Raw genomic sequence first — 23,307 nt, 5'->3', positions numbered from 1 at the left:
CATGACTTCCCATGTCTGGCTCCCCTTCCACGCGGACGAGATCGACGGACTGCCCGAGGGCCTGGACTACCTGTTCTGGGACGGCGGACAGGAGTTCCCCGCGGACCCCGCCGACTGCGTCTTCTACGTCGTGCCCTACATGAAGCCGCCCGCCGTCTCGCGCCGGCCGATGGCCGAAATGACGTCGGTGCGGGCCGTGCAGACCCTCTCCGCCGGCGTCGACCACGTCCTGCCGGGCCTCGGCTCCCTGCCGTCCGGCGTGCAGTTGTGCAACGCCCGCGGGGTGCACGAGGCGAGCACCGCCGAACTCACCCTGGCCCTGGTCCTCGCCTCGCTGCGCGGGATCCCCGACTTCGTGCGCGGCCAGGACCGGCAGGAGTGGCGCTCGGGCTTCCACCCCGCGCTGGCCGACAAGTCCGTCCTCATCGTCGGGTACGGGTCCATCGGGTCCGCCATCGAGGACAGGCTCGCGCCGTTCGAGGTCGCGCGGGTGGCGCGCGTCGCGCGCTCCGCCCGTGCCACGGAGCGCGGTCCCGTGCGCCCCCTCACCGAACTGCCCTCCCTCCTCCCCGAGTTCGACGTCGTCATCCTGTCCACTCCCCTCACGGACAGCACCCGCGGTCTGGTCGACGCCGCTTTCCTGGCCCGGATGAAGGACGGCGCCCTCCTGGTGAACGTGGCCCGCGGACCCGTCGTCGACACGGACGCCCTGCTCGGCGCGCTGAAGAGCGGGCGCATCACCGCGGCCCTCGACGTCACCGACCCCGAACCGCTGCCTCCGGGCCACCCGCTGTGGCACGCGCCCGGCGTGCTCATCAGCCCCCACGTCGGAGGGCCCACCTCGGCGTTCTGGCCGCGCGCCAAGCGGCTGCTGGCCGATCAGCTCACCCGCTTCGTGAACCGGGAGCCGTTGCGCAACGTGGTCCTTACCACCGGCACCTGAGCAGCGCCCTGTTCGCTCGCCGTCCGCCTCGGGCACGCTCCGCAGTTCCCCGAACGCGGGCAGTGCCGGCATAGTCCCTGGTCGTTACGGAGCGTAGAGGAACTATGTCCCTGAGTGACGAGACTGGTGTATCGTCCGGACAGGGGCTGCGCCGCGCACCGTTCGGCGCCGGGGACGGACTTTGAGACTGCGAGGGGGGCGACGGGCGATGCACGGCCTATGGACCGACGATCCGACGCGGCGGGGCCGCCGCCGACGACCCTGGCGCGCGGCCACGCACAGCCGCGGTCACGGCAGCCATCACCACCGCAGGCATCCGGGCCGCCGGAGGCACGGGCACCCGGCCTGCCGGGACCGGCGGGATCCCGGGGCGCGGACCGGGTGGGCCCGGTGAGCTCCCCAGGAGCGCTGGTGATCCGTCGGACGGTGTTCGACGGTGGGACGGGCCTGTTCTCGCAACTCGCGGTGGCCCTGGTGTGCGCGGCCTACGCCGTCGGATCCGCGCTCGGCTGGGGCTCCACGAGCCTCGCGCTGGTCATGGGCGACTTCGGGCTGAGCGTCGCCGCGGGCACCGCCGCGGTCTCCTGCTTCCTCTACGCCCGCAGCCGCCGCAGCCGCTTTCGACCCGCGTGGCTGCTGTTCGCGCTCTCCTCGGCGATGGCCTCGCTCGGCAACCTGGTCTGGGGGTGGTACGAGGTCGTCCTCGACCGCCCCGTGCCCACCCCGAGCTACGCCGACCTGTTCTTCCTCTGCTTCGCGCCGCCCGCCATCGTGGGCCTGCTGGTGCTCGCCAAGAGGCCGGTCACCAGGGCGGGCTGGGTGTGTCTCGCGCTGGACGCCTGGCTCATCGGCGGATCGCTGCTCACCCTGTCCTGGAGTCTGGCGCTCGCCCAGGCCGCTCGGTTCGACGGGCCGAGCGTCGCGCACACCGCGCTGTCCCTCGCGTACCCCCTGCTGGACATCGCGCTGGTCAGCATGGTGCTCGCGCTGCACTTCAGGCGCTCGTCGGTGAACAGGTCGGCGGTCAACACGGCGATCGGGGCCCTCGCCCTGACCGTGATGTGCGACGCGCTGTTCACCTCGCCCCTCCTGCACAACAGCTACCACTCGGGCCAGCTCCTCGACGCGGGCTGGTTCGCCGGCTCGCTGCTCCTCGCCTACGCCCCCTGGGTCGTCACCCGGCACGGTCAGGAGACCGGGGAACACCCCGGCGAGGAGCACACCGGCGAGCACGGCATCGACGCGTACGGCCCGGACCTGCGCGGCCCCGAACCCCGAGGCCCCGAACCGGGCGGACCCGACCTGCGCGGACCGGACGAGCCGGGCTCGGAGGAGCACGCGCGCGTGGCGCACGAGGGCATCCCCGGGCAGCGCAGGGAAGGGCAGCACGGGCCCCCGGGAAGCCGTCTGGCGCCCGCGGCCCAGGGCGCCCGTCCGGGACCGGGAACCCCGCAGGAGCGGCCCGGGTCCCACGACGGCCCGGCGCGGCACGAGGAGCCGGACCCCCGCCACGACGGTCAGGGCGGACCCGCGCCCGCGGACGGCCAGGACCCGGGCCACGCTCCGGCGGCGCGTCCGATCACCGGATCACTGGCCGCCCTGACGCCCTATCTGGCGGCCGCCGTCTGCACGTTGGGGATCCTGTACAACATCCTGAACGGACGCAGGGTGGACCGCGTGGTGCTCGTCACCGCCGGCCTCGTCGTCCTCGCCCTCGTGGTCCGCCAGGGCATCATGCTGCTCGACAACATCACCCTCACCCAGGAACTGGCCCAGAAGGAGAACCACTTCCGCTCCCTGGTCCAGGGTTCGAGCGACGTCATCATGATCGCCGCGCCGAACGGCATCCTCAGATACGTCAGTCCGGCCGCCGCCGGGGTCTACGGCCGTGACGCCGAGGAACTGGTCGGCTCCGAACTCGCCTCGCTCATCCACCCCGAGGACCTCGGCTGCGTGGTCCACGAAGTGCGGCGCTTCCTCGCGGCCAGCCAGGCCGAGGAACCCACCACCCGCATCGAGTGCAGGTTCCGCTCCGGCGACGGTGGCTGGCTCAACGTGGAGTCCACCGTCAACCGGCACCACGGCGGCCTCATCTTCAACAGCCGTGATGTCACCGAACGCGTGCGGCTCCAGGCCCAGTTGCAGCACAACGCCGAGCACGACCCGCTCACCGACCTGCCCAACCGCGCGCTGTTCACCCGGCGCGTCCAGCAGGCCCTGTCCGGGCGCCGCTCCACCGACCGGGGCACCGCCGTCCTGTTCATCGACCTCGACGGCTTCAAAGGCGTCAACGACACCATCGGGCACCAGGCGGGCGACGAACTGCTCGTCCAGGCCGCCCGCAGACTCCAGGACTCCGTCCGGCACGGCGACACCGCCGCCCGGCTCGGCGGGGACGAGTTCGCGGCCCTGATCGTCGGTGACGGCGGCCGCGACCGCACCGCCCGTGAGCAGCAGGTACGGGAACTCGCGGACCGTCTGCGGATCAGGCTCTCCCAGCCGTACTGTATCGACGGCAACGATGTCCGGGTCGCCGCGTCCATCGGCGTCGGCTTCGCCGAACCGGGCCTCGGGGCGGGCGAGTTGCTGCGCAACGCCGACCTCGCCATGTACCGCGCCAAGGCCGCCGGGAAGGGCCGCGTCGAGCTCTACGCGCCCCAGATGCAGCAGGACGTGGTCCGCAGGGCGGAGCTGGCGACCCGGCTGCGCTCCGCCCTCCAGGACGGCGAGTTCGCCCTGCTGCACCAGCCCGTGGTGTCGCTGGAGAACGGCCGGATCGCGTCGGTCACCGCACAGGCGCGCTGGCGTTCCTCCCAAGGGGTGCTCTTCACGCCCGCCGAGTTCCTGCGGGTCGCCGAGGACAGCGAGCGGACCGCCGAGCTCGGCCGCTGGATGCTCGACGAGGCCGTCGGGCAGGCCGCCGAGCGCACCGCCGCGGGGGTCGCCGTGCCGGTCACGGTCCGGATGACCGCCCGGCGCCTGGTGGACCGCTCGATGCCGCTGGGCTCCGTGGAGTCCCTGCTGACCCGGCACGGGCTCGCCTCCGGCGGCCTGATCATCGAACTGTCCGACACCGACCCGAGGGTCCCCCTGGACGAGCTGGAGCGCCGGCTGAACGCGCTGAGGCGCCTCGGCGTGCGGATCGCCCTGGACGGCTTCGGCAGCGGCTATGCCGCGATCACGGCGCTGAGACGGCTCCCGGTCGACGTCCTGCGGCTCGACCGGAGTCTGGTCGAGGGGGTCGTCGAGTCCGCCCGGCTGCACAAGATCACCAGCGGGCTGCTGCGGATCGCCGCCGATCTGGGACTCCAGTCCGTGGCCGACGGGGTGGACCTTCCCGAGCAGGTGGTCGCCCTGCGCGCGATGGGCTGCACCCACGGGCAGGGCATGGCGTTCTCCGGGCCCCTGGACGAGTACCGGCTGCGCCGGGCGCTCTCTTCCGGCCACTATCCGGTGCCCAACGGCCCCGCCGAGCCGGTGTTCGCCGGTGGCGGGGGCGCGGGGGTGTATACGAGTGGTGTGCCCGTCGTCCTGGGGGGCGGAACGACCCTCCGCTCACATAATGAGACTCCCGTCCCACCCACTTGACAGTCGGTGCGTGCCGGGGGGAGGGTCAATGCCATGCGCACCCGAATTCTCGTACTTGGAAAGCGCGTCGGCTGAAGCTAGGTGGCCTCCGGAAAGGTCCGGAACACCCAGCGACCGCACCCGGCGCGCTCCCCTCGCTTGCCTCACGGCACGAGGGGTTTTTTGTTGCACAGGCATCAGTCGTACACCGCACAAAAGTCGCAAAAACCCTCAGCATCGAGAAGAGAATGCCGATGACCGAGCAGGCCACCGGGGCCCACCATCCGCAGCCGCGGCCCCGTTCCGGAGGACAGCAGTCCGCCCCCGAGCACGTCACGGGCGCGCAGTCCCTCATCCGCTCGCTCGAGGAGGTCGGGGCCGAGACCGTATTCGGCATCCCCGGCGGTGCGATCCTTCCGGCCTACGACCCGCTGATGGACTCCCAGCGGGTGCGCCACGTGCTCGTCCGCCACGAGCAGGGCGCCGGCCACGCGGCCACCGGCTACGCGCAGGCCACCGGCAAGGTCGGTGTCTGCATGGCGACCAGCGGCCCCGGCGCGACCAACCTGGTCACCCCGATCGCCGACGCGCACATGGACTCGGTGCCGCTCGTGGCGATCACCGGGCAGGTCGCGTCCAAGGCGATCGGCACGGACGCCTTCCAGGAGGCGGACATCGTCGGCATCACGATGCCGGTCACCAAGCACAACTTCCTGGTCACCAGGGCCGAGGACATCCCGCGGACGATCGCGGAGGCCTTCCACATCGCCTCCACCGGCCGGCCCGGCCCCGTCCTCGTCGACATCGCCAAGGACGCCCTCCAGGCCAAGACCACCTTCCAGTGGCCGCCCGCCCAGGACCTGCCCGGCTACCGCCCGGTGACCAAGCCGCACGCCAAGCAGATCCGCGAGGCGGCCAAGCTGCTCAGCCAGGCCAAGCGGCCGGTGCTGTACGTCGGCGGCGGCGTCCTCAAGGCGCACGCCACCGCCGAGCTGAAGGTCCTCGCGGAACTCACCGGAGCGCCCGTCACCACCACCCTGATGGCGCTCGGCGCATTCCCCGACAGCCACCCGCTGCACGTGGGCATGCCGGGCATGCACGGTTCGGTCACCGCCGTCACCGCGCTGCAGAAGGCCGACCTGATCGTCGCCCTCGGAGCCCGCTTCGACGACCGCGTCACCGGCAAGCTGGACAGCTTCGCCCCGTTCGCCAAGATCGTCCACGCGGACATCGACCCGGCCGAGATCGGCAAGAACCGCGCCGCCGACGTGCCGATCGTCGGAGACGCCCGCGAGGTCATCGCCGACCTGGTCCAGGCGGTCCAGAAGGAGCACAGCGAGGGCAACGCCGGCGACTACACCGCCTGGTGGAGCGATCTCAACCGCTGGCGCGAGACCTACCCGCTCGGCTACGAGCAGCCCGACAACGGCCAGCTCTCCCCGCAGCAGGTCATCGAGCGCATCGGACAGCTCGCCCCGGAGGGCACGATCTTCGCGGCCGGCGTCGGCCAGCACCAGATGTGGGCCGCGCACTACATCCAGTACGAGCAGCCCTCGACCTGGCTGAACTCCGGCGGCGCCGGGACGATGGGCTACGCGGTCCCGGCCGCGATGGGCGCCAAGGCGGGACAGCCGGACCGCACGGTATGGGCGGTCGACGGCGACGGCTGCTTCCAGATGACCAACCAGGAACTCACCACCTGCGCCCTGAACAACATCCCGATCAAGGTCGCCATCATCAACAACGGCGCCCTCGGGATGGTCCGCCAGTGGCAGACCCTCTTCTACAACCAGCGCTACTCCAACACCGTGCTGCACAGCGGCCCGGACGCGGACGGCAAGCAGCCGAGCGCCGGCACCCGCGTCCCCGACTTCGTGAAGCTGTCGGAGGCCATGGGCTGCCACGCCATCCGCTGCGAGTCCCCGGACGACCTCGACAAGGTGATCGAGGAGGCGAACTCGATCAACGACCGCCCGGTCGTGGTCGACTTCATCGTCCACGAGGACGCGATGGTGTGGCCGATGGTCGCCGCCGGCACCTCCAACGACGAGGTCATGTTCGCCCGGGACGTCCGCCCCGACTTCGGCGACAACGAAGACGACTGAGAGAGAGCCGAGTCAGACCCATGAGCAAGCACACCCTCTCCGTCCTCGTCGAGAACAAGCCCGGTGTCCTCGCCCGGATCACCGCCCTGTTCTCCCGGCGCGGCTTCAACATCGACTCCCTCGCCGTCGGTGTCACCGAGCACCCCGAGATCTCCCGCATCACCATCGTGGTGAACGTGATCGAGGAACTTCCGCTCGAACAGGTCACCAAGCAGCTCAACAAGCTCGTCAACGTCCTGAAGATCGTCGAACTGGAACCCGGTTCGGCCGTTCAGCGGGAACTCGTTCTGGTGAAGGTGCGCGCGGACAACGAGACGCGCTCCCAGATCGTCGAGATCGTCCAGTTGTTCCGCGCCAAGACCGTCGACGTCTCGCCCGAGGCCGTCACCATCGAGGCCACCGGCGGCGCCGACAAGCTGGAGGCCATGCTCAAGATGCTGGAGCCCTTCGGCATCAAGGAGCTCGTCCAGTCCGGCACGATCGCGATCGGGCGCGGGGCGCGTTCGATCACCGACCGGTCGCTGCGCGCACTGGACCGGTCGGCCTAAGCAAGGAAACACCGGTCGTACGGGCGGGCCGCCCACCCGGCCCGCCCGTATACCGAGACCCGAGAACTTCACTTCCCCCGCCCGCCGTACGGTGGGACGCAACACCGGAAATACCGGAAAACAAGGAGAACCCCAGTGGCCGAGCTGTTCTACGACGACGACGCCGACCTGTCCATCATCCAGGGCCGCAAGGTCGCGGTCATCGGCTACGGCAGCCAGGGTCACGCCCACGCGCTGTCGCTGCGCGACTCGGGTGTCGACGTCCGCGTCGGTCTGCACGAGGGCTCCAAGTCCAAGGCGAAGGCCGAGGAGCAGGGCCTGCGCGTGGTGACCCCGTCGGAGGCCGCCGCCGAGGCCGACGTCATCATGATCCTGGTGCCGGACCCGATCCAGGCCCAGGTCTACGAGGAGTCCATCAAGGACAACCTCAAGGACGGCGACGCGCTGTTCTTCGGCCACGGCCTGAACATCCGCTACGGCTTCATCAAGCCCCCGGCCGGCATCGACGTCTGCATGGTCGCCCCCAAGGGCCCGGGCCACCTCGTGCGCCGCCAGTACGAGGAGGGCCGCGGCGTTCCCTGCATCGCGGCCGTCGAGCAGGACGCGACCGGCAACGGCTTCGAGCTCGCCCTCTCGTACGCCAAGGGCATCGGCGGCACCCGCGCCGGCGTCATCAAGACGACCTTCACCGAGGAGACCGAGACCGACCTGTTCGGTGAGCAGGCCGTCCTCTGCGGTGGCACCGCCGCCCTGGTCAAGGCCGGCTTCGAGACGCTGACCGAGGCCGGCTACCAGCCGGAGATCGCGTACTTCGAGTGCCTGCACGAGCTGAAGCTCATCGTCGACCTCATGTACGAGGGCGGCCTGGAGAAGATGCGCTGGTCCGTCTCCGAGACCGCCGAGTGGGGCGACTACATCACCGGCCCGCGCATCATCACGGACGCCACCAAGGCCGAGATGAAGCAGGTCCTCGCCGAGATCCAGGACGGCACGTTCGCCCGCAACTGGATGGACGAGTACCACTCGGGCCTGAAGAAGTACAACGAGTACAAGACCCAGGACGAGAACCACCTCCTGGAGACCACCGGCAAGGAGCTGCGCAAGCTCATGTCGTGGGTCAACGACGACGAGGCGTAAGCCGTGGGAAGGGGCCGGAGCGGCATGCTCCGGCCCCTTCGTCGAACCCCGGGTAACGCCCGTGGTCACGGTGTTGGACATCCCGTCCAGCCACGGACGGGTGATCCTTCCGCAGAGGCGCAGGACGACCTCCGCGGCGCCACTACACTGCACAGCAACAACGCGTCAGGCCCACAGCGTCGTGCGTCTTCCACGCGGCTCGAGCGACCCCCCAGAAGTGCAGGCACACCCCGGGGCCGCTGCAAACCCTCCACCGCCTGCGGCCGTCGGGACGGCCGTCCGCATTGGACTTGTGAGGACTCACGTGAGCTCGAAACCTGTCGTACTCATCGCTGAAGAGCTGTCGCCCGCGACCGTAGACGCCCTGGGCCCGGACTTCGAGATCCGGCACTGCAACGGCGCGGACCGTGCCGAGCTGCTGCCCGCCATCGCCGCCGTCGACGCCATCCTGATCCGCTCGGCCACCAAGGTCGACGCCGAGGCCGTCGCCGCCGCCAAGAAGCTGAAGGTCGTCGCACGAGCCGGCGTCGGCCTGGACAACGTCGACGTCTCCGCCGCCACCAAGGCCGGCGTGATGGTCGTCAACGCCCCCACCTCGAACATCGTGACCGCGGCCGAGCTGGCCTGTGGTCTCCTCCTCGCCACCGCGCGCCACATCCCGCAGGCCAACACGGCCCTGAAGAACGGCGAGTGGAAGCGCAGCAAGTACACGGGTGTCGAGCTCGCCGAGAAGACCCTCGGTGTCGTCGGCCTCGGCCGCATCGGCGCGCTCGTCGCGCAGCGCATGTCCGCCTTCGGCATGAAGGTCGTCGCCTACGACCCCTACGTCCAGCCCGCGCGGGCCGCGCAGATGGGCGTCAAGGTCCTCACCCTCGACGAGCTGCTCGAGGTCGCGGACTTCATCACCGTGCACCTGCCGAAGACCCCCGAGACCCTCGGTCTCATCGGCGACGAGGCGCTGCACAAGGTCAAGCCGACCGTGCGGATCGTCAACGCCGCGCGCGGCGGGATCGTCGACGAGGAGGCGCTGTACTCGGCGCTCAAGGAGGGCCGCGTCGCCGGCGCCGGCCTCGACGTGTACGCGAAGGAGCCCTGCACGGACTCCCCGCTGTTCGAGCTCGACGAGGTCGTCTGCACCCCGCACCTCGGCGCCTCCACGGACGAGGCCCAGGAGAAGGCCGGTATCTCCGTCGCCCGCTCCGTGCGCCTCGCCCTCGCCGGTGAGCTCGTCCCGGACGCGGTCAACGTCCAGGGCGGCGTCATCGCCGAGGACGTCAAGCCGGGTCTGCCGCTCGCCGAGAAGCTCGGCCGCATCTTCACCGCCCTCGCGGGCGAGGTCGCGGTCCGCCTCGACGTCGAGGTGTACGGCGAGATCACCCAGCACGACGTCAAGGTGCTCGAACTGTCCGCGCTCAAGGGCGTGTTCGAGGACGTCGTCGACGAGACCGTGAGCTACGTCAACGCCCCGCTGTTCGCGCAGGAGCGCGGCGTCGAGGTCCGGCTGACCACGAGCTCCGAGTCCCCCGACCACCGCAACGTGGTCACCGTGCGCGGCACGCTCGGCGACGGCCAGGAGGTCGCGGTCTCCGGCACGCTGGCCGGCCCGAAGCACCTCCAGAAGATCGTCGCCGTCGGCGAGTACGACGTGGACCTCGCGCTCGCCGACCACATGCTCGTCCTTCGCTACGAGGACCGTCCCGGTGTCGTCGGCACCGTCGGCCGCATCCTCGGCGAGTCCGGCATCAACATCGCCGGCATGCAGGTCGCCCGCGCGGACGTCGGTGGCGAGGCCCTCGCGGTCCTCACCGTCGACGACACCGTGCCGCCGGCCGTTCTCGCCGAGCTCTCCGAGGAGATCGGCGCGACGTCGGCGCGGTCGGTCAACCTGGTCTGAGGCCGGTTCGCGACGGCTCGCCCCACGTGAGCGAGGGCCGGGACACCCACGGGTGTCCCGGCCCTCGGCCGTTTCGGGCCCTCGGGCGGAACCCTCAGGCGGACGGTGTCGTCTCCGGTTCGATCAATCCCTCGCGGTAGGCGATGGCCACGGCCTCGGTGCGGCTCGCGGCACCCAGCTTGGCGAGGATGTTGGAGACATGGACGCTCGCCGTCTTGCCGCTGATGAACAGCTCCTCGCCGATCTGGCGGTTGGTGCGCCCGCGGCCGAGCAGCCGCAGCACATCGCTCTCCCGGGCGGTCAGCGCGGCGATGCGGTCCCCGGCGGCCGGTGACCCGTCGAGGCGGCCGCGCCGTACGAGCGCGTCCAGGGCCTCGCGCAGCGGTTCCGCGCCGAGGTGTACGGCGGTGTCGTGGGCCGCGCGGGCCTGTTCGCCGGCCTCCTCCCGGCGGCCCGCCGCGAGCAGGGCCTCCGCGAGCCGCCGTCTGCAGCGGGCCAGCTCGTACGGATCGCCGTAGCCGAAGGCCGCGACCGCCTGTTCCCAGGCCGCCACGTCCGGACCGGTGCGGGCCCGCAGCCACTCCGCCTCGGCACGGGCGGTCCAGGCCCGGCCCTCGGGTCCCTGCTCGGCTTCCTTGCCGTCGGGGCCCGCCGCGGTCCTCGCCAGTTCCACCAGTTCGGTCGCGGTGTCCGCCCAGCGGTCGCCGCCGGCCGTGTCGCCGTCGCGGCGCGCCTCCTCCGCCGCGTCCGCGACCGCGGCCAGCGCGAGCGCGGCGAGCCGCACCACGACGGGCGGCGGGCCGGTGCCGGAGACGTCCGTGAGCGCCTCGGCCGCGGTGCGCAGCCGCCGTACGGCCTCCTCCGCGTCGCCGCCGAGGGCCGCCGCGTCGGTCAGGACGATGCTCGCGACGAGCGTCGACATCCATTCGAAGGGCTGGTCGAGCAGCGCGCGGGCTCCGGTGACGGCCGCCTCGTGCGCGCCGCGGGCGAGGGCGACGTACAGGGCGGGCCCGGAGGCGAACCCGGCCGCCGCCGGGAGCAGTTCGGCGTTCTCGGCGGCAGCTCGGGCGCAGGCGTCCCAGCGGCCCAGCGTGTAGAGCACCAGCGACTGGAGGTAGCGCAGCTCCAGGGCGTACGGAGAGGGGAGGAGGCCGGCGCGACGGGCGCGGTCCACACCGTCGCCGAGCCAGGTCAGGCACTCCTCCAGGTCACCGGATTCGTAGCACCCGATGGCCAGGTTGAACAGCGCCCGCATCTCCACCGGGAAGTTCCCGGCGTCGTGCGCCAGTTCACGCGCCCGGCGCAGGCGTTCGCGGCCCTTGGGGGTGCGCCGGTTGTCCGCCTCCATGCCGACCAGGGAGATCGTCAGGTCGGCCTGGGCGTCGGCCAGCCGGAGCTGTTCGGCGGTGCCGAGCGCCTGGCGGGCCACCCGCTCGGCGTCCTCGCCCCGCCCCACCAGACGGGCCGCCATGACATGGGTGGCCGCCGCCCACACCCAGGTGTACGAGGGCGGTTCGGACGGGATCAGGGCGAGCGCCTCGCTGCTGTACGTGAACGCGTCCTTCAGGCTGTCGATCCGCATCAGGTTGCCCGCGAGGGTGTAGCGGACCCGGGCGGCGAGCTCGGAGTCGGCGTCGGAGCCGACCCTGGCGAGCGCGTCACGGGTGAGGTGCACCGCGCGATGCGTCTCCCCGGCGCTGGCGGCGGCGGCCGCGGCGCGCAGGGTGAGGGGGACCGGACCGGCGCCCTCGGGGCGGGCGGCGCTGTCCACCGCGGGCCACAGTTCGAGGGCGGTCTCCAGGTGGCGCAGCTCCTCGGCGGGCGCGCCGACGCGCTGGGCGTGATCGGCGGCTTCGAGGGAGGCGGTGAGCGCGTCGGCCAGGTCGTGGCTCTCGCGCGAGTGGTGGGCGCGCTCGGCCGCGCTCTTCGCCGAACGGGCCGGGCCGGCGAGGAGTCCGGCGAACCGGCTGTGCAGCCGCACCCGTTCACCGGGCAGCAGGTCCGCGTACACGGCCTCCCGGGTGAGCGCGTGCCGGAACGAGTACGTCGCGTCGCCCCCGGGCACCAGGAGTTGGTGGCCGACGGCCTCCCGCAGCGCCGACTCCAGTTCGTCCTCGGGGAGTTGTACGGCATCACGCAGCAGTTCGTGCTCGACGCGGCGCCCCGCGACCGCCGCCGTGCGCAGCACCTGCTGGGCGGTCTCGGAGAGTTGCTCGATGCGGATGAGCAGGACGTCGGCGAGTCCGCTGGGCATGGCGGGGGAGACGGGGGAGTCGTCGCCGGGCAGCGCGGCGAGCAGCTCCTCGGCGTAGAAGGCGTTGCCCTCGGCGCGCTCGACGATGCTGTGGACCGTGGTGTCGGAGACCGGGCCGGTGCGCAGCGCGCGCACGAGCCGGGCCACGTCGGCGTCGGCCATGGGCCGCAGCTCCAGCCGGTCGACGGCGGGCAGCCGGATCAGTTCGGCGAGCAGGGGGCGCAGCGGATGGCGGCGGTGCAGGTCGTCCGCGCGGTACGAGGCGAAGACGGCGAGGCGCCGGGCCGGATCCCCGGCCCGGGGCCGCTGGAGCACGCCCCGGCTGAGCAGGAAGCGCAGCAGGTCGCGGGAGGACTGGTCCGCCCAGTGCAGGTCCTCGATGATCAGCAGGAGCGGGGTGATGTCGGCCAGGTCGGCGAGGAGTGCGGCGACGGCCTCGAAGAGCCGCAGCCGGCCGCCGGGGTCGGACGCGCCGCCGGGCCCCGGGCCGGAGCCGGTCAGCCGGTCCACCGCCGGGTGGGCCGCGAAGGCCGGGGCGAGACGCTCGTCGGCGGCCGCCGCGCCCAGGATCTCCGTGAACGGGAGGTACGGCAGGCCGACGTCGCCGAGGTCCACGCAGTGGCCGGTCAGGACCGTCGTCCCGGAGGCCGTCGCGTGCGCCGCGGCCTCCGTGAGCGTGCGGGTCTTGCCGACGCCGGCGTCGCCGGCCACCAGGACCGCGCGCGGCTCGCCGCCCCCGGCGCGCTCCAGCACGCCGGTGAGCCGGGCGAGTTCGTCACTCCGGCCGATGAACGGCGTACCGAAAGTCTGTGTCACAGGCCCATCCTGGCACGCCCCGCCGACAACTCCCCGGCGTCGCCTCCCTGATCGGGAACGGGGACCGCGAGCCGGCCGGAGAGCCCGGGCGCCGTCATGCCGGTGCCGGGCGGACCGGGGTTCTCCGGTCCGCCCGGCGGGGGGCGTTTCAGGGCGTGGTCCGCCCGGTGGGCGGGTTCAGGCGGGTGTCAGGCCGGTCCCCGGATCGGACACCGCCGCTTCGAGCGGTTTGCCGGTTCCGGCGTCGGGGGCGTCGCCGTCCTCGCGTACCGCCACCTTGCGCAGGCTCGCCGCGGCGAGGGCGGCGGCGCCCAGCAGCAGGACCGCTCCGGCGACGGCGGCGGCCTGCATGCCGTGGGTGAAGGCCTCCCGTGCCGCGCCGGCCAGCGCCTGCCCGGCGTCGCCCGGCAGACGTCCGGCCACGGCGAGCGCGCCGCCGAGCGTCTCGTGGGCCGCGGCCGGGGCGCCGGCCGGGATGTCGTGGCGGTAGACCGCGGTGCCGATGGAGCCCAGGACGGCCATGCCGAGGGCCCCGCCGAACTCGGCGCCGGTCTCCAGCAGCGAGGCGGCCGAGCCCGCGTTGCCGACGGGCACGGTGCCGAGGGCCAGGTCCATCATCTGGGACATCACGGTGACGATCCCGGAGGCGAGGACGCCCGCGCCGGCCAGCACGAGCCACAGGGAGTCGGTGCCGGCGAGGGCCAGCAGGCCGTAGCCCAGGGCGGCGACGACGAAGCCGCCGGAGACGACGTGGGCGCGGTGGACGCCCTTCTGCACGAGCTGCGCGGAGACCGGCGCGGCCACACCGACCAGGACGGTGGGGAGCAGGGACCACAGGGCGGCCGCCAGGGAACTCTTCCCGAGCACCGACTGGAGGTACTGGGTGGTGAAGAACGCCGAGCCCAGCATGCCGAAGGACGAGATCAGGTTGAGGACGACCGCGGGCGCGAAGCCGCGGCCGCGAAACAGGGCGGGGGAGATCAGCGGGGACTTCGCGGTGCGCTGGCGGTGGACGAACAGGGCGGCGAAGACCAGGCCGACGAGGACCGAGACGACGTACTCGGTCTTCCAGCCCTCGGACGGGATCTCCTTGATGCCGTAGATCACCGGCAGGACGGCGGCCATCGACAGCGGAACGCTCGGCAGGTCGAAGCGGCCGGGCTCCGGGTTCCTGGACTCGGGCAGCAGGAACGGGCCGAGGACCAGCAGCAGCGCCATCGCGGGCAGGTTGACCAGGAACACCGAGCCCCACCAGAAGTACTGGACGAGGACTCCGCTCATCACCGAACCGAGGGCGATGCCGCCGGTCATGACGCCGGACCACAGGCCGATCGCCTTCGCCCGCTGTCCGGGGTCGGTGAACATCGTCCGGATGATCGCCATCGTCGACGGCATCAGGGTCGCCCCGCCCACGCCGAGGACCGCGCGGGCCGCGATCAGCATCTCGGCGCTGTTCGCGTAGGCGGCCAGCACCGAGGCGGTGCCGAACGCGGCGGCGCCGAACAGGAGCAGCTTGCGGCGCCCGATGCGGTCGCCGAGCGAGCCCATCGTCATCAGCAGACCGGCGAGCACGAACGCGTAGATGTCGAAGATCCAGAGCTGCTGGGTGCCGCTCGGCTCCAGGTCCGCGCTGATCGAGGGGATCGCGAAGTAGAGGACGGAGACGTCCATCGAGACCAGGAGCAGCGGAAGCATCAGGACGCCGAGGGCGGTCCATTCGCGGCGGCCGGCCAGAGCGCCGGGGGCGTCGGCGGCGGGAGTCGTGCTCGTCGGGTTCGTCATGGCAGGGACTGTACGGGCGTATTAAACGCTTGTCTAGTACGTGCGTTTAAGACGTGCGTATCAAACGGTTGTCCTTGACGTGCGTATGGGACGGTTGTCTGAATCGGGGGTAGGGTGACCGGCATGGGACACCGTGAGGATCTGCTCGAAGGCGCCAAGCGCTGCCTGCTGGAGAAGGGCTTCGCGCGCACCACGGCGCGCGACATCGTCAAGGAGTCGGGGACGAACCTGGCGTCCATCGGCTACCACTACGGATCCAAGGACGCGCTCCTCGCGCAGGCCTATGTCGCCCTGGTGGAGGAGATGCCCTTCGACGGCGACGGGGTGACCGGGATCAGCGGCGCGCCCGGCTCGCTGGAGCGGTTCCGCGAGGTCTGGTCGAACATCGTCGGCACCATGCGCGAGCCCGGCTCGCTGTGGCGGCTGAGCATGGAGGTCATGACCATCGAGTTGCCCGAGGTGCGCGACCATCTGGCCCGCGCCCAGCGAGAGGGCGGGCGGGGCCTGGTCGCGATCCTCATGGGCGTGCCCGAGGAGGAGGTGACCGACGAGTCCGCGGACACGCTGGGCCGCTTCTACCTGACCCTCATGACGGGCCTCATCGCGCAGTGGACCTTCGACCCGAAGACCGCTCCCGACGGGGACGCCCTGACCGAGGGGCTGCGCCAGGTGATCGAAGGGGTGCGCGAGGCGGGGTGAACGAGGGCGATCCCCCCGCTCATTCCCGGGGGGCGGGGACATGCCGGTCCCGGAGCGCCGGGACCAGCGCCGACAGCATCAGGACACCCGTGACGGTGAACGCCGCCGGGTACCCCGACGGTCCGGCCAGGACGCCGAAGCCGAGCGCGCCGACGCCCATGCCGCCGTCGTAGGCGAGATTCCACAGCGCGCTGACCGTGCCGTAGCCGGAGGCCCGGACCCGTGCGTACATCAGGCTCAGCGTGGCGTTCTGCGCGATGCCGAAGCCGGTTCCGAAGACGGCCATCCCGGTCAGGACGGCGGCCGTGCTCCCGGTGAACGCGGTGATCAGCATGCCGCCGGCCGACAGGAGCAGACCCGGCACCACGAGCCCCGCGGGCCCGTGCCGGTCGCCGTACCGGCCCGCCGCCCACCGGGCCGCGGTCGACGCTGCGGGCTGCACGAAGAGGGCCGCCGCGACGACCGAGGAGGCGGCGGTGGGCACCGCCACCGGCAGGAAGGTGACGACGATCCCGGCGGCGACAGCCGTGGTCGCGAAGACGGCCGCGGGCCGCGCCAGCCCACCGGTGCGCAGTGCCGCCGACATCCCCACCGGCTTCTCCGACGCCCGCTCCCGGCCGGGCAGACCCGGCACCGACGCGACGGCGGCGAGCGCGGCCACCCCGGCGGCGACGGCGACCGGGGCGAAGCCGACGCGCCCGGCCAGCCACATGCCCAGCGGCAGGGCGATCAGGGACGGCACGCCCGAGACCACGCCCACCAGCGCCAGCCCCTCACCCCGCCGCTCGGCCGGGATCAGCGAGGCGGTCAGCGCCCCGCCGGCCACCAGCGTCAGCGCGAAGCCGAGGCCGCGGACCAGGCACACCAGCACGATCCACACCAGCGAGTGCGACAGGGTCAGCACCAGCGCCGGAGCGCCGAGCAGCGCGAGGCCGGCGGTCAGCGCGGCCCGGTAGCCGTAGCGCGCGACCAGACGGGGAGCGCCCAGTTCGCCGAGCACGGTGGCCAGCATCAGCGCGCCCGTGGCCGGGCCCGCCCCCGAGGCCGTGGCGTAGGCGGGCACGACCGACAGCAGCAGGAAGAAGCTCACCGACGCCCCGATCATGCTCACGAAGCGGAGCATCAGGGGCCGGGTGAGCAGCGGAGGCCGCCCGGCGGATCCCTCGGCCGGACGCGCCGCACCCCCTGCCGCCCCGCCTGCCGGAACGGTCGCCCCCTCCGCCCCTGCCGCCCCCTCCGCCGCTGCCGCGCCCTCCGTCGATCCGGCGGCCGGAGCCGTCACGGCCGTCGGGTGGGGTTTCGGGGACGCGGTCGAGGGCGGTGCGGGCGCCGCGACCGGCGTCCGCGTGGTCGGCCGGGAGGTCCGTCGCATCGGGAAAGGCGTCATGCGAACGACGCTAGGCTCCGGCCGGACCGCCGGTAAGCTCCAATTCCATGCCTCCGCAGTGGACCGGTTCGTCACCCGCCCTGCTGCTGTCCGTCGACCGCGACAGCGGCGAGCACCTGCGGGTCCAGCTCGAACGGCAGCTTCGCCACGCGATCCGCACGGGCCGCCTCGGCGCCGGCGAACGGCTTCCCTCCTCCCGCGGGCTCGCCCGCGAACTCGGTCTGTCCCGCGGTCTCGTCCAGGACTGCTACGCCCAACTCCAGGCGGAGGGCTATCTGGTGACCCGGGTCGGCTCCGCCACCCGGGTCGCCGCGGGAGCGCACGTGCCGCCCGCGCCCGCGCCCCGGGGCCGGACGGCCCCACGGCTGATCGCCGATTTCCGGCACGGCGTACCGGACCTGGGGAGCTTCCCGCTCGCCGACTGGCTCTGGGCCACCCGCGAGGCGGCCCGCGCGATGCCGACGTCGGATCTCGACTACGGCGATCCACGCGGGAGTTCGGCGCTGCGTGAGGTCGTGGCCGGATACCTGCGCCGGGTGCGCGCGGCCGCGGCCGACCCCGAACGGATCGTCGTCTGCTCCGGCTACGCGCAGGGGCTCGGACTCACCTTGCGCGGCCTGGCGCTCGCCGGGGTGCGGGTGGTGGCGTACGAGGATCCGGGCGGCCCCGCCACCGCGTCGGCCGCCGCCGGCGCCGCGGGTCTCACGGCCGTGCCCGTGCCGGTCGACGAGGACGGTGTCGACGTGCGCGCGCTCGACGCGACCGGGGCCCGTGCCGTCATCGTCACCCCGGCCCACCAGTGGCCCACCGGGGTCGTCCTCGCCCCCGAACGCCGGATCGCCCTGATCGAGTGGGCCATGCGCCGGGACGCGTACGTCATCGAGGACGACTACGACGCCGAGTTCCGCTACGACCGGGAGCCCGTCGGCGCGCTCCAGGGCCTGGCCGCCGACCGGGTCGTCTCGATCGGTACCGTCAGCAAGTCGCTCGCCCCGGCGCTGCGCCTCGGCTGGATCCTCTGCCCGCCCGCGCTCGCCACCTCGCTGGCGGAGGCCAAGCTCCTGAGCGACCGAGGCTCCCCGACCCTCGATCAGCTCGCCCTGGCCAGGCTGATCGAGTCCGGGCGCCACGACCGCCATCTGCGCCGGATGCGCATGCTCTACGCGGCCCGGCGCACCGCCCTGGTCGACGCGCTGGCCGCGCACGCTCCCGAGGTCCGGCTCACCGGCCTGGCCGCCGGCTTCCACGCGGTCCTGCACCTGGCGCCGGCCACCGACGAGCGGTCCGTCGTCCTCGCGGCCCGGGAGCGTGCCGTCGGCCTGTACGGCATGAGCGCGTGCCGCTCGGACGGGTCGGCGACACCGCCCCGGCTGGTGCTCGGCTTCGGTGACGTGGGGGAGCGGGCGATCGCCGAGGGAATCGCGACCGTCGGCGACCTGCTGACCGGCAGGGCTCGCCAGGTCCTGTCGGACAGGCCCTAGAGTCGGGCGCCCTTCAGTGCCATGTGCAGCAGCAGCCGGTCCTCGCCGTCGTCCAGGTCCAGGCCGGTGAGCTGCTCCACGCGGGACAGGCGGTAGTACAGCGTCTGGCGGTGGATGCCCAACTCGGCCGCCGTGCGCCCGGCCTGGCCCGCCCGGTCGAGGAACACCTCTGCCGTACGCGCGAGTTCGCGGTGGGCGGTGCCCAACAGGGCGCTCACGGCGGGGTCGTGGGCGGCGTCCGGCGGCAGCGCGGTGAGGAGCCGGAAGGGGCCGATCGCGCCCCACTCGGCGACCGGACCGAGCCGCGGCTCGGCCAGCACCGCACGCGCGGCGGCCGCCGCCTCGCGCCAGGCGGCGCCCAGCTCCCCGAGCCCCTCCCGGGCCCCGGCGACTCCGGCGGCCACCGTCCCGTGCGACGCGGGACCCGCGTCGGAGGAGGCCCCCGGACCGCCGCCGTGCGTCGCGGCACCCGGGCCGCCGGGCGGGGAGCTCGCACCCCGCCCGCCCCCGGAGGCGGTGCCCGGGCCCCGGACGCCCGCGGTGGAGGCGGTGCCCGCGCCGCGGGCTCCCGCGGTGGAGGCGGTGCCCGCGCCGCGGGCTCCCGCGGCCTCCCGTACGAACCGGCCGGCCGCCGTCAGCGCCGGAGTCATGACGTCCGGCGACCGCAGCCGGATCAGCAGGGCCAGGCTCTGGCCCGTGGTGCCCCAGGGGATCGTGCACAGCGCCGTCGCGCCCGGCACCGTACGGGCGGACGGGGCGTCGTCCGGGTCGGCCGAGGGCCACGGCGCCACGCACACCACCGTGTGCAGACCCTCGCCGCGCGGACCGAGCGCCGTGTGCAGTTCGGCCACCGCCATGTCCCGCTGCCAGCCGCGCTCGGCGGTCAGGACGGCCCGCAGCTCCCGGGTGAGGTCGGCGCCGGCCTGCGCCTCGTCCGCGAGCAGCGCGCCGATGCGCGAGGCCACCTGCATGGCCCCGGCGAGCTGGGCGTCCGTGGGGCCCGGGTCGTCGTCGAGCAGCCAGACATAGCCGAGGACGACGCCCCGATGCCGTACGGGCAGACAGATCCGTCCCCGGTAGACCCCCGCCTCCGGGGTGGGCGGGATGCGGACCGGCCCGGTCGCGCGAGTGATGCCGAAGCCCTCGAACCAGGTGCGGACCGCGGTGGTGGACCGCCGGGTGAGGATCGAGCGGGTGCGCACCGGGTCCAGGTCGGACGGGTCGAGGTCGCCCTCGCTGTCGTACGCGCCGAAGGCGATCAGCTCGAAATCGCGGTTCTCCAGCGTCGCCGGGACGCCGAGGAGCGCCGAGATCTCGTCGACCAGCTCCTGATAGTCGCCTCTGTGTTCACCGCTCACCCCGGCATTCTCGCGCATTTCCGGGGACCCTTCATACAAATGTCTGAGATCTGGGTCAGGGATGCGTGACAGGTGTCGATGGCCCAGGATCGGAGAGATCCCTAGGTTTCACGGTGGTTCTCCGTGCCGTACCCGAATCGTCGGGATTCGGCCACCTGCTGACTTCGTTGTGGAGGTGCCCCGTGCTGGGTCCCGTGATTCTCGCCGCCTCGCGCAGCGACAAGATGCGCCGTCTGATCTCGGCCGCCCCGGTGACCAAGCCGGTCGTCGACCGCTTCATCCCCGGCGAGACCGTCGACCAGGTCCTCCCGATCATCAAGGACCTCACGGGCAAGGGCCTCGAGGTCACGATGGACGTCGTCGGCGAGGACATCACGACCCCCGAGCAGTCGTACGCCGCCCGTGACGCGTACCTGGAGCTGATCGGCCGCCTCGAGGAGCTCGGCCTCGGCACGAAGGCCGAGATGTCCGTCAAGCTGTCGATGTTCGGCCAGGCGCTGGAGGGCGGGCACGAGCTGGCCCTCGCCAACGTCCGCCCGGTCGTCGAGGCCGCCGCCGCCATCGGCACCACCGTCACGCTGGACGCCGAGGACCACACCACCCTCGACTCGATGTTCGCGATCCACGAGGAGCTGCGGAAGGACTTCCCGCAGACCGGCTGTGTGATCCAGGCCTACCTGTTCCGCACCGAGGCCGACGCCCGCCGCCTCGCCGAGAGCGGCAGCCGCGTCCGTCTGGTGAAGGGCGCCTACAAGGAGCCCGCCGAGGTCGCCTACCAGCAGAAGGCGGAGACCGACAAGGCGTACGTCCGCATCCTGAAGATCCTGATGGAGGGCGAGGGCTACCCGATGATCGGGTCCCACGACCCGCGCCTCATCTCGATCGCGCAGGAGCTCGCGCGGACGGCCGGGCGCAAACTGGACGAGTACGAGTTCCAGATGCTCTACGGCATCCGCAGCGACGAGCACGTGCGGCTCGCCGCCGAGGGCCACCGCATGCGCGTCTACACCGCGTACGGCACCGACTGGTACGGCTACTTCATGCGCCGCCTCGCGGAGAAGCCGGCCAACCTGCTCTTCTTCGCCCGCTCGATCCTCACCAAGGGCTGACAGATGACGGCCACACGAACCATCGGCCGGGGGTCCGGGGGTTGTCCCCCGGGAAGGCGCAGCATGCGCCGCCTCGCGGAGAAGCCGGCCAACCTGCTCTTCTTCGCCCGCTCGATCCTCACCAAGGGCTGAGACCGAACCACCCGCTCGACTCAAGGAGTTACGGAAAAAATGGACGCTGTGACCCAGGTCCCCACCCCCGTCAACGAGCCGGTGCACGGCTACGCCCCCGGCTCGCCCGAGCGTGCTCGCCTGGAGGCCAGGCTCAAGGAGCTGGCCGAGAACCCGATCGACCTGCCGATGACCATCGGCGGGGAGAAGCGGATGGGCGGCGGCGACCGTTTCGACGTCGTGCAGCCGCACAACCACAAGGCGCGCATCGGCACCTACGCCAACGCCACGCAGCAGGACGCGCAGGACGCCGTGGACGCGGCCCTCGCCGCCGCTCCCGCCTGGCGCGCGATGTCCTTCGACGACCGCGCCGCGATCATCCTGCGCGCCGCCGAGCTGCTGGCCGGTCCCTGGCGCGAGACGCTGGCCGCCTCCACCATGCTCGGCCAGTCGAAGACCGCCCAGCAGGCCGAGATCGACACCCCCTGCGAGCTCGTCGACTTCTGGCGCTTCAACGTCCACTACGCCCGGCAGATCCTGGCCGAGCAGCCCCCGGCGAACTCCCCGGGCGTGTGGAACCGCATGGACCACCGCCCGCTGGAGGGCTTCGTCTACGCGATCACGCCCTTCAACTTCACCGCGATCGCCGGCAACCTGCCCACCGCTCCGGCGCTCATGGGCAACGTCGTCGTCTGGAAGCCGTCCCCGACGCAGACCCACGCCGCCGTGCTGCTGATGCAGCTCCTGGAGGAGGCGGGCCTGCCCAAGGGCGTCATCAACCTCGTCACCGGTGACGGCATCGAGGTCTCCAAGGTCGCCCTGGAGCACCGCGACCTCGCCGGCATCCACTTCACCGGCTCGACCAAGACCTTCCAGTACCTGTGGAAGACGGTCGGCAACAACATCGAGAAGTACCGCGCCTACCCGCGTCTGGTCGGCGAGACCGGCGGCAAGGACTTCGTCGTCGCCCACCCGTCGGCCGACCGCGCGGTCCTCAAGACCGCCCTGACCCGCGGCTCCTTCGAGTACCAGGGCCAGAAGTGCTCGGCGAGCTCCCGCGCCTACGTCCCGGCCTCCATCTGGAACTCCGGTTTCAAGGAGGAGTTCGCGGCCGAGGTCGACGGACTGACCATGGGTGACGTCACCGACCTGTCGAACTTCATCGGCGCGGTCATCGACGAGCGTTCCTTCGCCAAGAACAAGGCGGCCATCGACCGTGCGAAGGCCGACCCGACCTGCACGATCGTCGCGGGCGGCACGTACGACGACTCCGTCGGCTACTTCGTGCGCCCGACCGTCGTCGAGTGCTCGGACCCGGAGAACGAGGTCTTCACGACCGAGTACTTCGGCCCCTTCCTCGCCGTGCACGTCTACGAGGACGACAAGTACGACGAGATGCTGACCCAGATGGAGTCGGCGTCCGACTACGCGCTCACCGGCGCGGTCATCTCGAGCGACCGCGCGGCGGCCGCGTACACGATGGACAAGCTCCGCTACGCGGCGGGCAACTTCTACATCAACGACAAGTCGACCGGCGCCGTCGTCGGCCAGCAGCCCTTCGGCGGCGGCCGTGCCTCCGGCACCAACGACAAGGCGGGCGCCCCGCAGAACCTGATGCGCTGGACGCTGACCCGCGCCATCAAGGAGACGCTGGTCCCGCCGACCGACTACGGCTACCCGCACATGGGCTGACAGCCGAACGCGGCCACCGCCCCCCCCCGGGCCGGCCGCCCTTGACTCCGCCCCCGCCTCACGGTCTCCCCCGTCCGTGGAGCGGGGGCGGTTCCAGTTCCCGGAGCGGCGGGCGGGGGCCCGGCGAGGCCGGGCCGGCGGCGGCCCGGTGATCCGCCGCCCCCGCCCCGGAGCTATCCGGGCAGCTCCGTCCGCTCCCACCACTCGTACACGGGCAGCCGGCCCTCCGGCGAGTCCGCGTGCCGCGGGGTCGCCCTGAAGTGCTCGTATCCACCGCGCAGCGCGATCTTCACGTCCGATCCGGGGTCCGGGGCGGGGACGATCCGTTCGGGCAGGTCGTCCGGGCCGCCCTCGAGCAGTGCTTTCGTCGTGTCGCTCATGCCGTGACCGTTCCCTCTGCCGGGGCCCGATGCGGCATGCCCGG

Annotated in this window: 16 protein-coding genes; 11 read left to right on the top strand and 5 right to left on the bottom strand. The window is 72.4% G+C overall.

The window, feature by feature from the left end; genetic code table 11:
* The first annotated feature begins 1 nt into the window (after position 1).
* The 6 genes from ACZ4TO_RS35890 (at position 2) to serA (ending at position 10,194) form a co-directional block, all read left to right on the top strand.
* Positions 2–943 carry a 2-hydroxyacid dehydrogenase gene (locus ACZ4TO_RS35890; protein WP_382791021.1) on the top strand — a complete coding sequence of 314 codons (942 nt, stop codon included), beginning with the start codon at positions 2–4 and terminating at the stop codon, positions 941–943.
* A 219-nt stretch (positions 944–1,162) separates the two neighbouring features.
* Positions 1,163–4,531: a putative bifunctional diguanylate cyclase/phosphodiesterase gene (locus tag ACZ4TO_RS35885; RefSeq protein ID WP_468026379.1), complete on the top strand. Its 3,369-nt coding sequence runs from the start codon at positions 1,163–1,165 to the stop codon at positions 4,529–4,531.
* Positions 4,532–4,758: 227 nt separating this feature from the next.
* A complete protein-coding gene (locus ACZ4TO_RS35880) occupies positions 4,759–6,615 on the top strand; it encodes an acetolactate synthase large subunit (protein ID WP_382791015.1) in 1,857 nt (618 codons plus the stop codon).
* A gap of 20 nt (positions 6,616–6,635) precedes the next feature.
* On the top strand, positions 6,636–7,163 hold the full coding sequence (gene ilvN, locus ACZ4TO_RS35875; protein WP_037622651.1) for an acetolactate synthase small subunit: 528 nt from the start codon (positions 6,636–6,638) through the stop codon (positions 7,161–7,163).
* A 135-nt stretch (positions 7,164–7,298) separates the two neighbouring features.
* Positions 7,299–8,300 (top strand): ketol-acid reductoisomerase, encoded by a 1,002-nt coding sequence (gene ilvC / locus ACZ4TO_RS35870; protein WP_382791008.1) that lies wholly within the window; start codon positions 7,299–7,301, stop codon positions 8,298–8,300.
* 304 nt (positions 8,301–8,604) lie between these two features.
* Positions 8,605–10,194 carry a phosphoglycerate dehydrogenase gene (serA, locus tag ACZ4TO_RS35865; RefSeq protein ID WP_468026378.1) on the top strand — a complete coding sequence of 530 codons (1,590 nt, stop codon included), beginning with the start codon at positions 8,605–8,607 and terminating at the stop codon, positions 10,192–10,194.
* Between the two features lie 94 nt (positions 10,195–10,288).
* Here serA and ACZ4TO_RS35860 read toward each other — a convergent pair whose 3' ends face one another.
* Positions 10,289–13,264: a helix-turn-helix transcriptional regulator gene (locus tag ACZ4TO_RS35860; RefSeq protein WP_468026377.1), complete on the bottom strand. Its 2,976-nt coding sequence runs from the start codon at positions 13,262–13,264 to the stop codon at positions 10,289–10,291.
* A 177-nt stretch (positions 13,265–13,441) separates the two neighbouring features.
* The gene (locus ACZ4TO_RS35855; protein WP_468026376.1) at positions 13,442–15,046 is read right to left on the bottom strand and encodes an MFS transporter; all 1,605 of its coding nucleotides are present in this window, start codon (positions 15,044–15,046) and stop codon (positions 13,442–13,444) included.
* Between the two features lie 123 nt (positions 15,047–15,169).
* Here ACZ4TO_RS35855 and ACZ4TO_RS35850 point away from each other — a divergent pair, with 123 nt between their 5' ends.
* Positions 15,170–15,745 (top strand): TetR/AcrR family transcriptional regulator, encoded by a 576-nt coding sequence (locus ACZ4TO_RS35850; protein WP_382790998.1) that lies wholly within the window; start codon positions 15,170–15,172, stop codon positions 15,743–15,745.
* Between the two features lie 19 nt (positions 15,746–15,764).
* Here ACZ4TO_RS35850 and ACZ4TO_RS35845 read toward each other — a convergent pair whose 3' ends face one another.
* Positions 15,765–16,850, bottom strand: a complete 1,086-nt coding sequence (locus ACZ4TO_RS35845; RefSeq protein WP_468026425.1) for an MFS transporter — start codon at positions 16,848–16,850, stop codon at positions 15,765–15,767.
* Positions 16,851–17,179: 329 nt separating this feature from the next.
* Between ACZ4TO_RS35845 and pdxR the strand changes: the two genes are divergently transcribed.
* Positions 17,180–18,613: a MocR-like pyridoxine biosynthesis transcription factor PdxR gene (gene pdxR, locus ACZ4TO_RS35840; protein WP_468026375.1), complete on the top strand. Its 1,434-nt coding sequence runs from the start codon at positions 17,180–17,182 to the stop codon at positions 18,611–18,613.
* Here pdxR and ACZ4TO_RS35835 read toward each other — a convergent pair.
* Positions 18,610–19,989, bottom strand: a complete 1,380-nt coding sequence (locus tag ACZ4TO_RS35835; RefSeq protein WP_468026374.1) for a PucR family transcriptional regulator — start codon at positions 19,987–19,989, stop codon at positions 18,610–18,612. The two genes, pdxR and ACZ4TO_RS35835, sit on opposite strands and share 4 nt — an antisense overlap.
* Before the next feature lie 164 nt (positions 19,990–20,153).
* Between ACZ4TO_RS35835 and ACZ4TO_RS35830 the strand changes: the two genes are divergently transcribed.
* From ACZ4TO_RS35830 to pruA, 3 genes are read left to right on the top strand one after another with little or no spacing between them, the layout of a single operon-like run.
* Positions 20,154–21,080 carry a proline dehydrogenase family protein gene (locus tag ACZ4TO_RS35830; RefSeq protein WP_385049435.1) on the top strand — a complete coding sequence of 309 codons (927 nt, stop codon included), beginning with the start codon at positions 20,154–20,156 and terminating at the stop codon, positions 21,078–21,080.
* A gap of 3 nt (positions 21,081–21,083) precedes the next feature.
* Positions 21,084–21,212: a hypothetical protein gene (locus ACZ4TO_RS35825; RefSeq protein ID WP_385049438.1), complete on the top strand. Its 129-nt coding sequence runs from the start codon at positions 21,084–21,086 to the stop codon at positions 21,210–21,212.
* A gap of 39 nt (positions 21,213–21,251) precedes the next feature.
* Positions 21,252–22,883, top strand: coding sequence for an L-glutamate gamma-semialdehyde dehydrogenase (gene pruA / locus ACZ4TO_RS35820; RefSeq protein ID WP_382790989.1), 1,632 nt, complete (start codon positions 21,252–21,254; stop codon positions 22,881–22,883).
* Positions 22,884–23,056: 173 nt separating this feature from the next.
* On the opposite strand, the gene ACZ4TO_RS35815 is transcribed toward pruA, so the two are convergent.
* Positions 23,057–23,263, bottom strand: a complete 207-nt coding sequence (locus ACZ4TO_RS35815) for a DUF5988 family protein (protein WP_382790986.1) — start codon at positions 23,261–23,263, stop codon at positions 23,057–23,059.
* Positions 23,264–23,307: the final 44 nt, after the last annotated feature.

Source organism: Streptomyces sp. NPDC028298, from assembly GCF_055565895.1.
Note: the sequence above shows the minus strand (reverse complement) of the source record. Positions and strands in the feature narration are given on the sequence as shown.

Bases quoted from the DNA above. Each gene is read 5' to 3' on its own strand.
- ACZ4TO_RS35890 (WP_382791021.1), top strand. From the start codon at position 2: ATGACTTCCCATGTCTGGCTCCCCTTCCACGCGGACGAGATCGACGGA.
- ACZ4TO_RS35885 (WP_468026379.1), top strand. From the start codon at position 1,163: ATGGACCGACGATCCGACGCGGCGGGGCCGCCGCCGACGACCCTGGCG.
- ACZ4TO_RS35880 (WP_382791015.1), top strand. From the start codon at position 4,759: ATGCCGATGACCGAGCAGGCCACCGGGGCCCACCATCCGCAGCCGCGG.
- ilvN (WP_037622651.1), top strand. From the start codon at position 6,636: ATGAGCAAGCACACCCTCTCCGTCCTCGTCGAGAACAAGCCCGGTGTC.
- ACZ4TO_RS35855 (WP_468026376.1), bottom strand. From the start codon at position 15,046: ATGACGAACCCGACGAGCACGACTCCCGCCGCCGACGCCCCCGGCGCT.
- ACZ4TO_RS35850 (WP_382790998.1), top strand. From the start codon at position 15,170: ATGGGACACCGTGAGGATCTGCTCGAAGGCGCCAAGCGCTGCCTGCTG.
- ACZ4TO_RS35845 (WP_468026425.1), bottom strand. From the start codon at position 16,850: ATGATCGGGGCGTCGGTGAGCTTCTTCCTGCTGCTGTCGGTCGTGCCC.
- pdxR (WP_468026375.1), top strand. From the start codon at position 17,180: ATGCCTCCGCAGTGGACCGGTTCGTCACCCGCCCTGCTGCTGTCCGTC.
- ACZ4TO_RS35835 (WP_468026374.1), bottom strand. From the start codon at position 19,989: ATGCGCGAGAATGCCGGGGTGAGCGGTGAACACAGAGGCGACTATCAG.
- ACZ4TO_RS35825 (WP_385049438.1), top strand. From the start codon at position 21,084: ATGACGGCCACACGAACCATCGGCCGGGGGTCCGGGGGTTGTCCCCCG.
- pruA (WP_382790989.1), top strand. From the start codon at position 21,252: ATGGACGCTGTGACCCAGGTCCCCACCCCCGTCAACGAGCCGGTGCAC.
- ACZ4TO_RS35815 (WP_382790986.1), bottom strand. From the start codon at position 23,263: ATGAGCGACACGACGAAAGCACTGCTCGAGGGCGGCCCGGACGACCTG.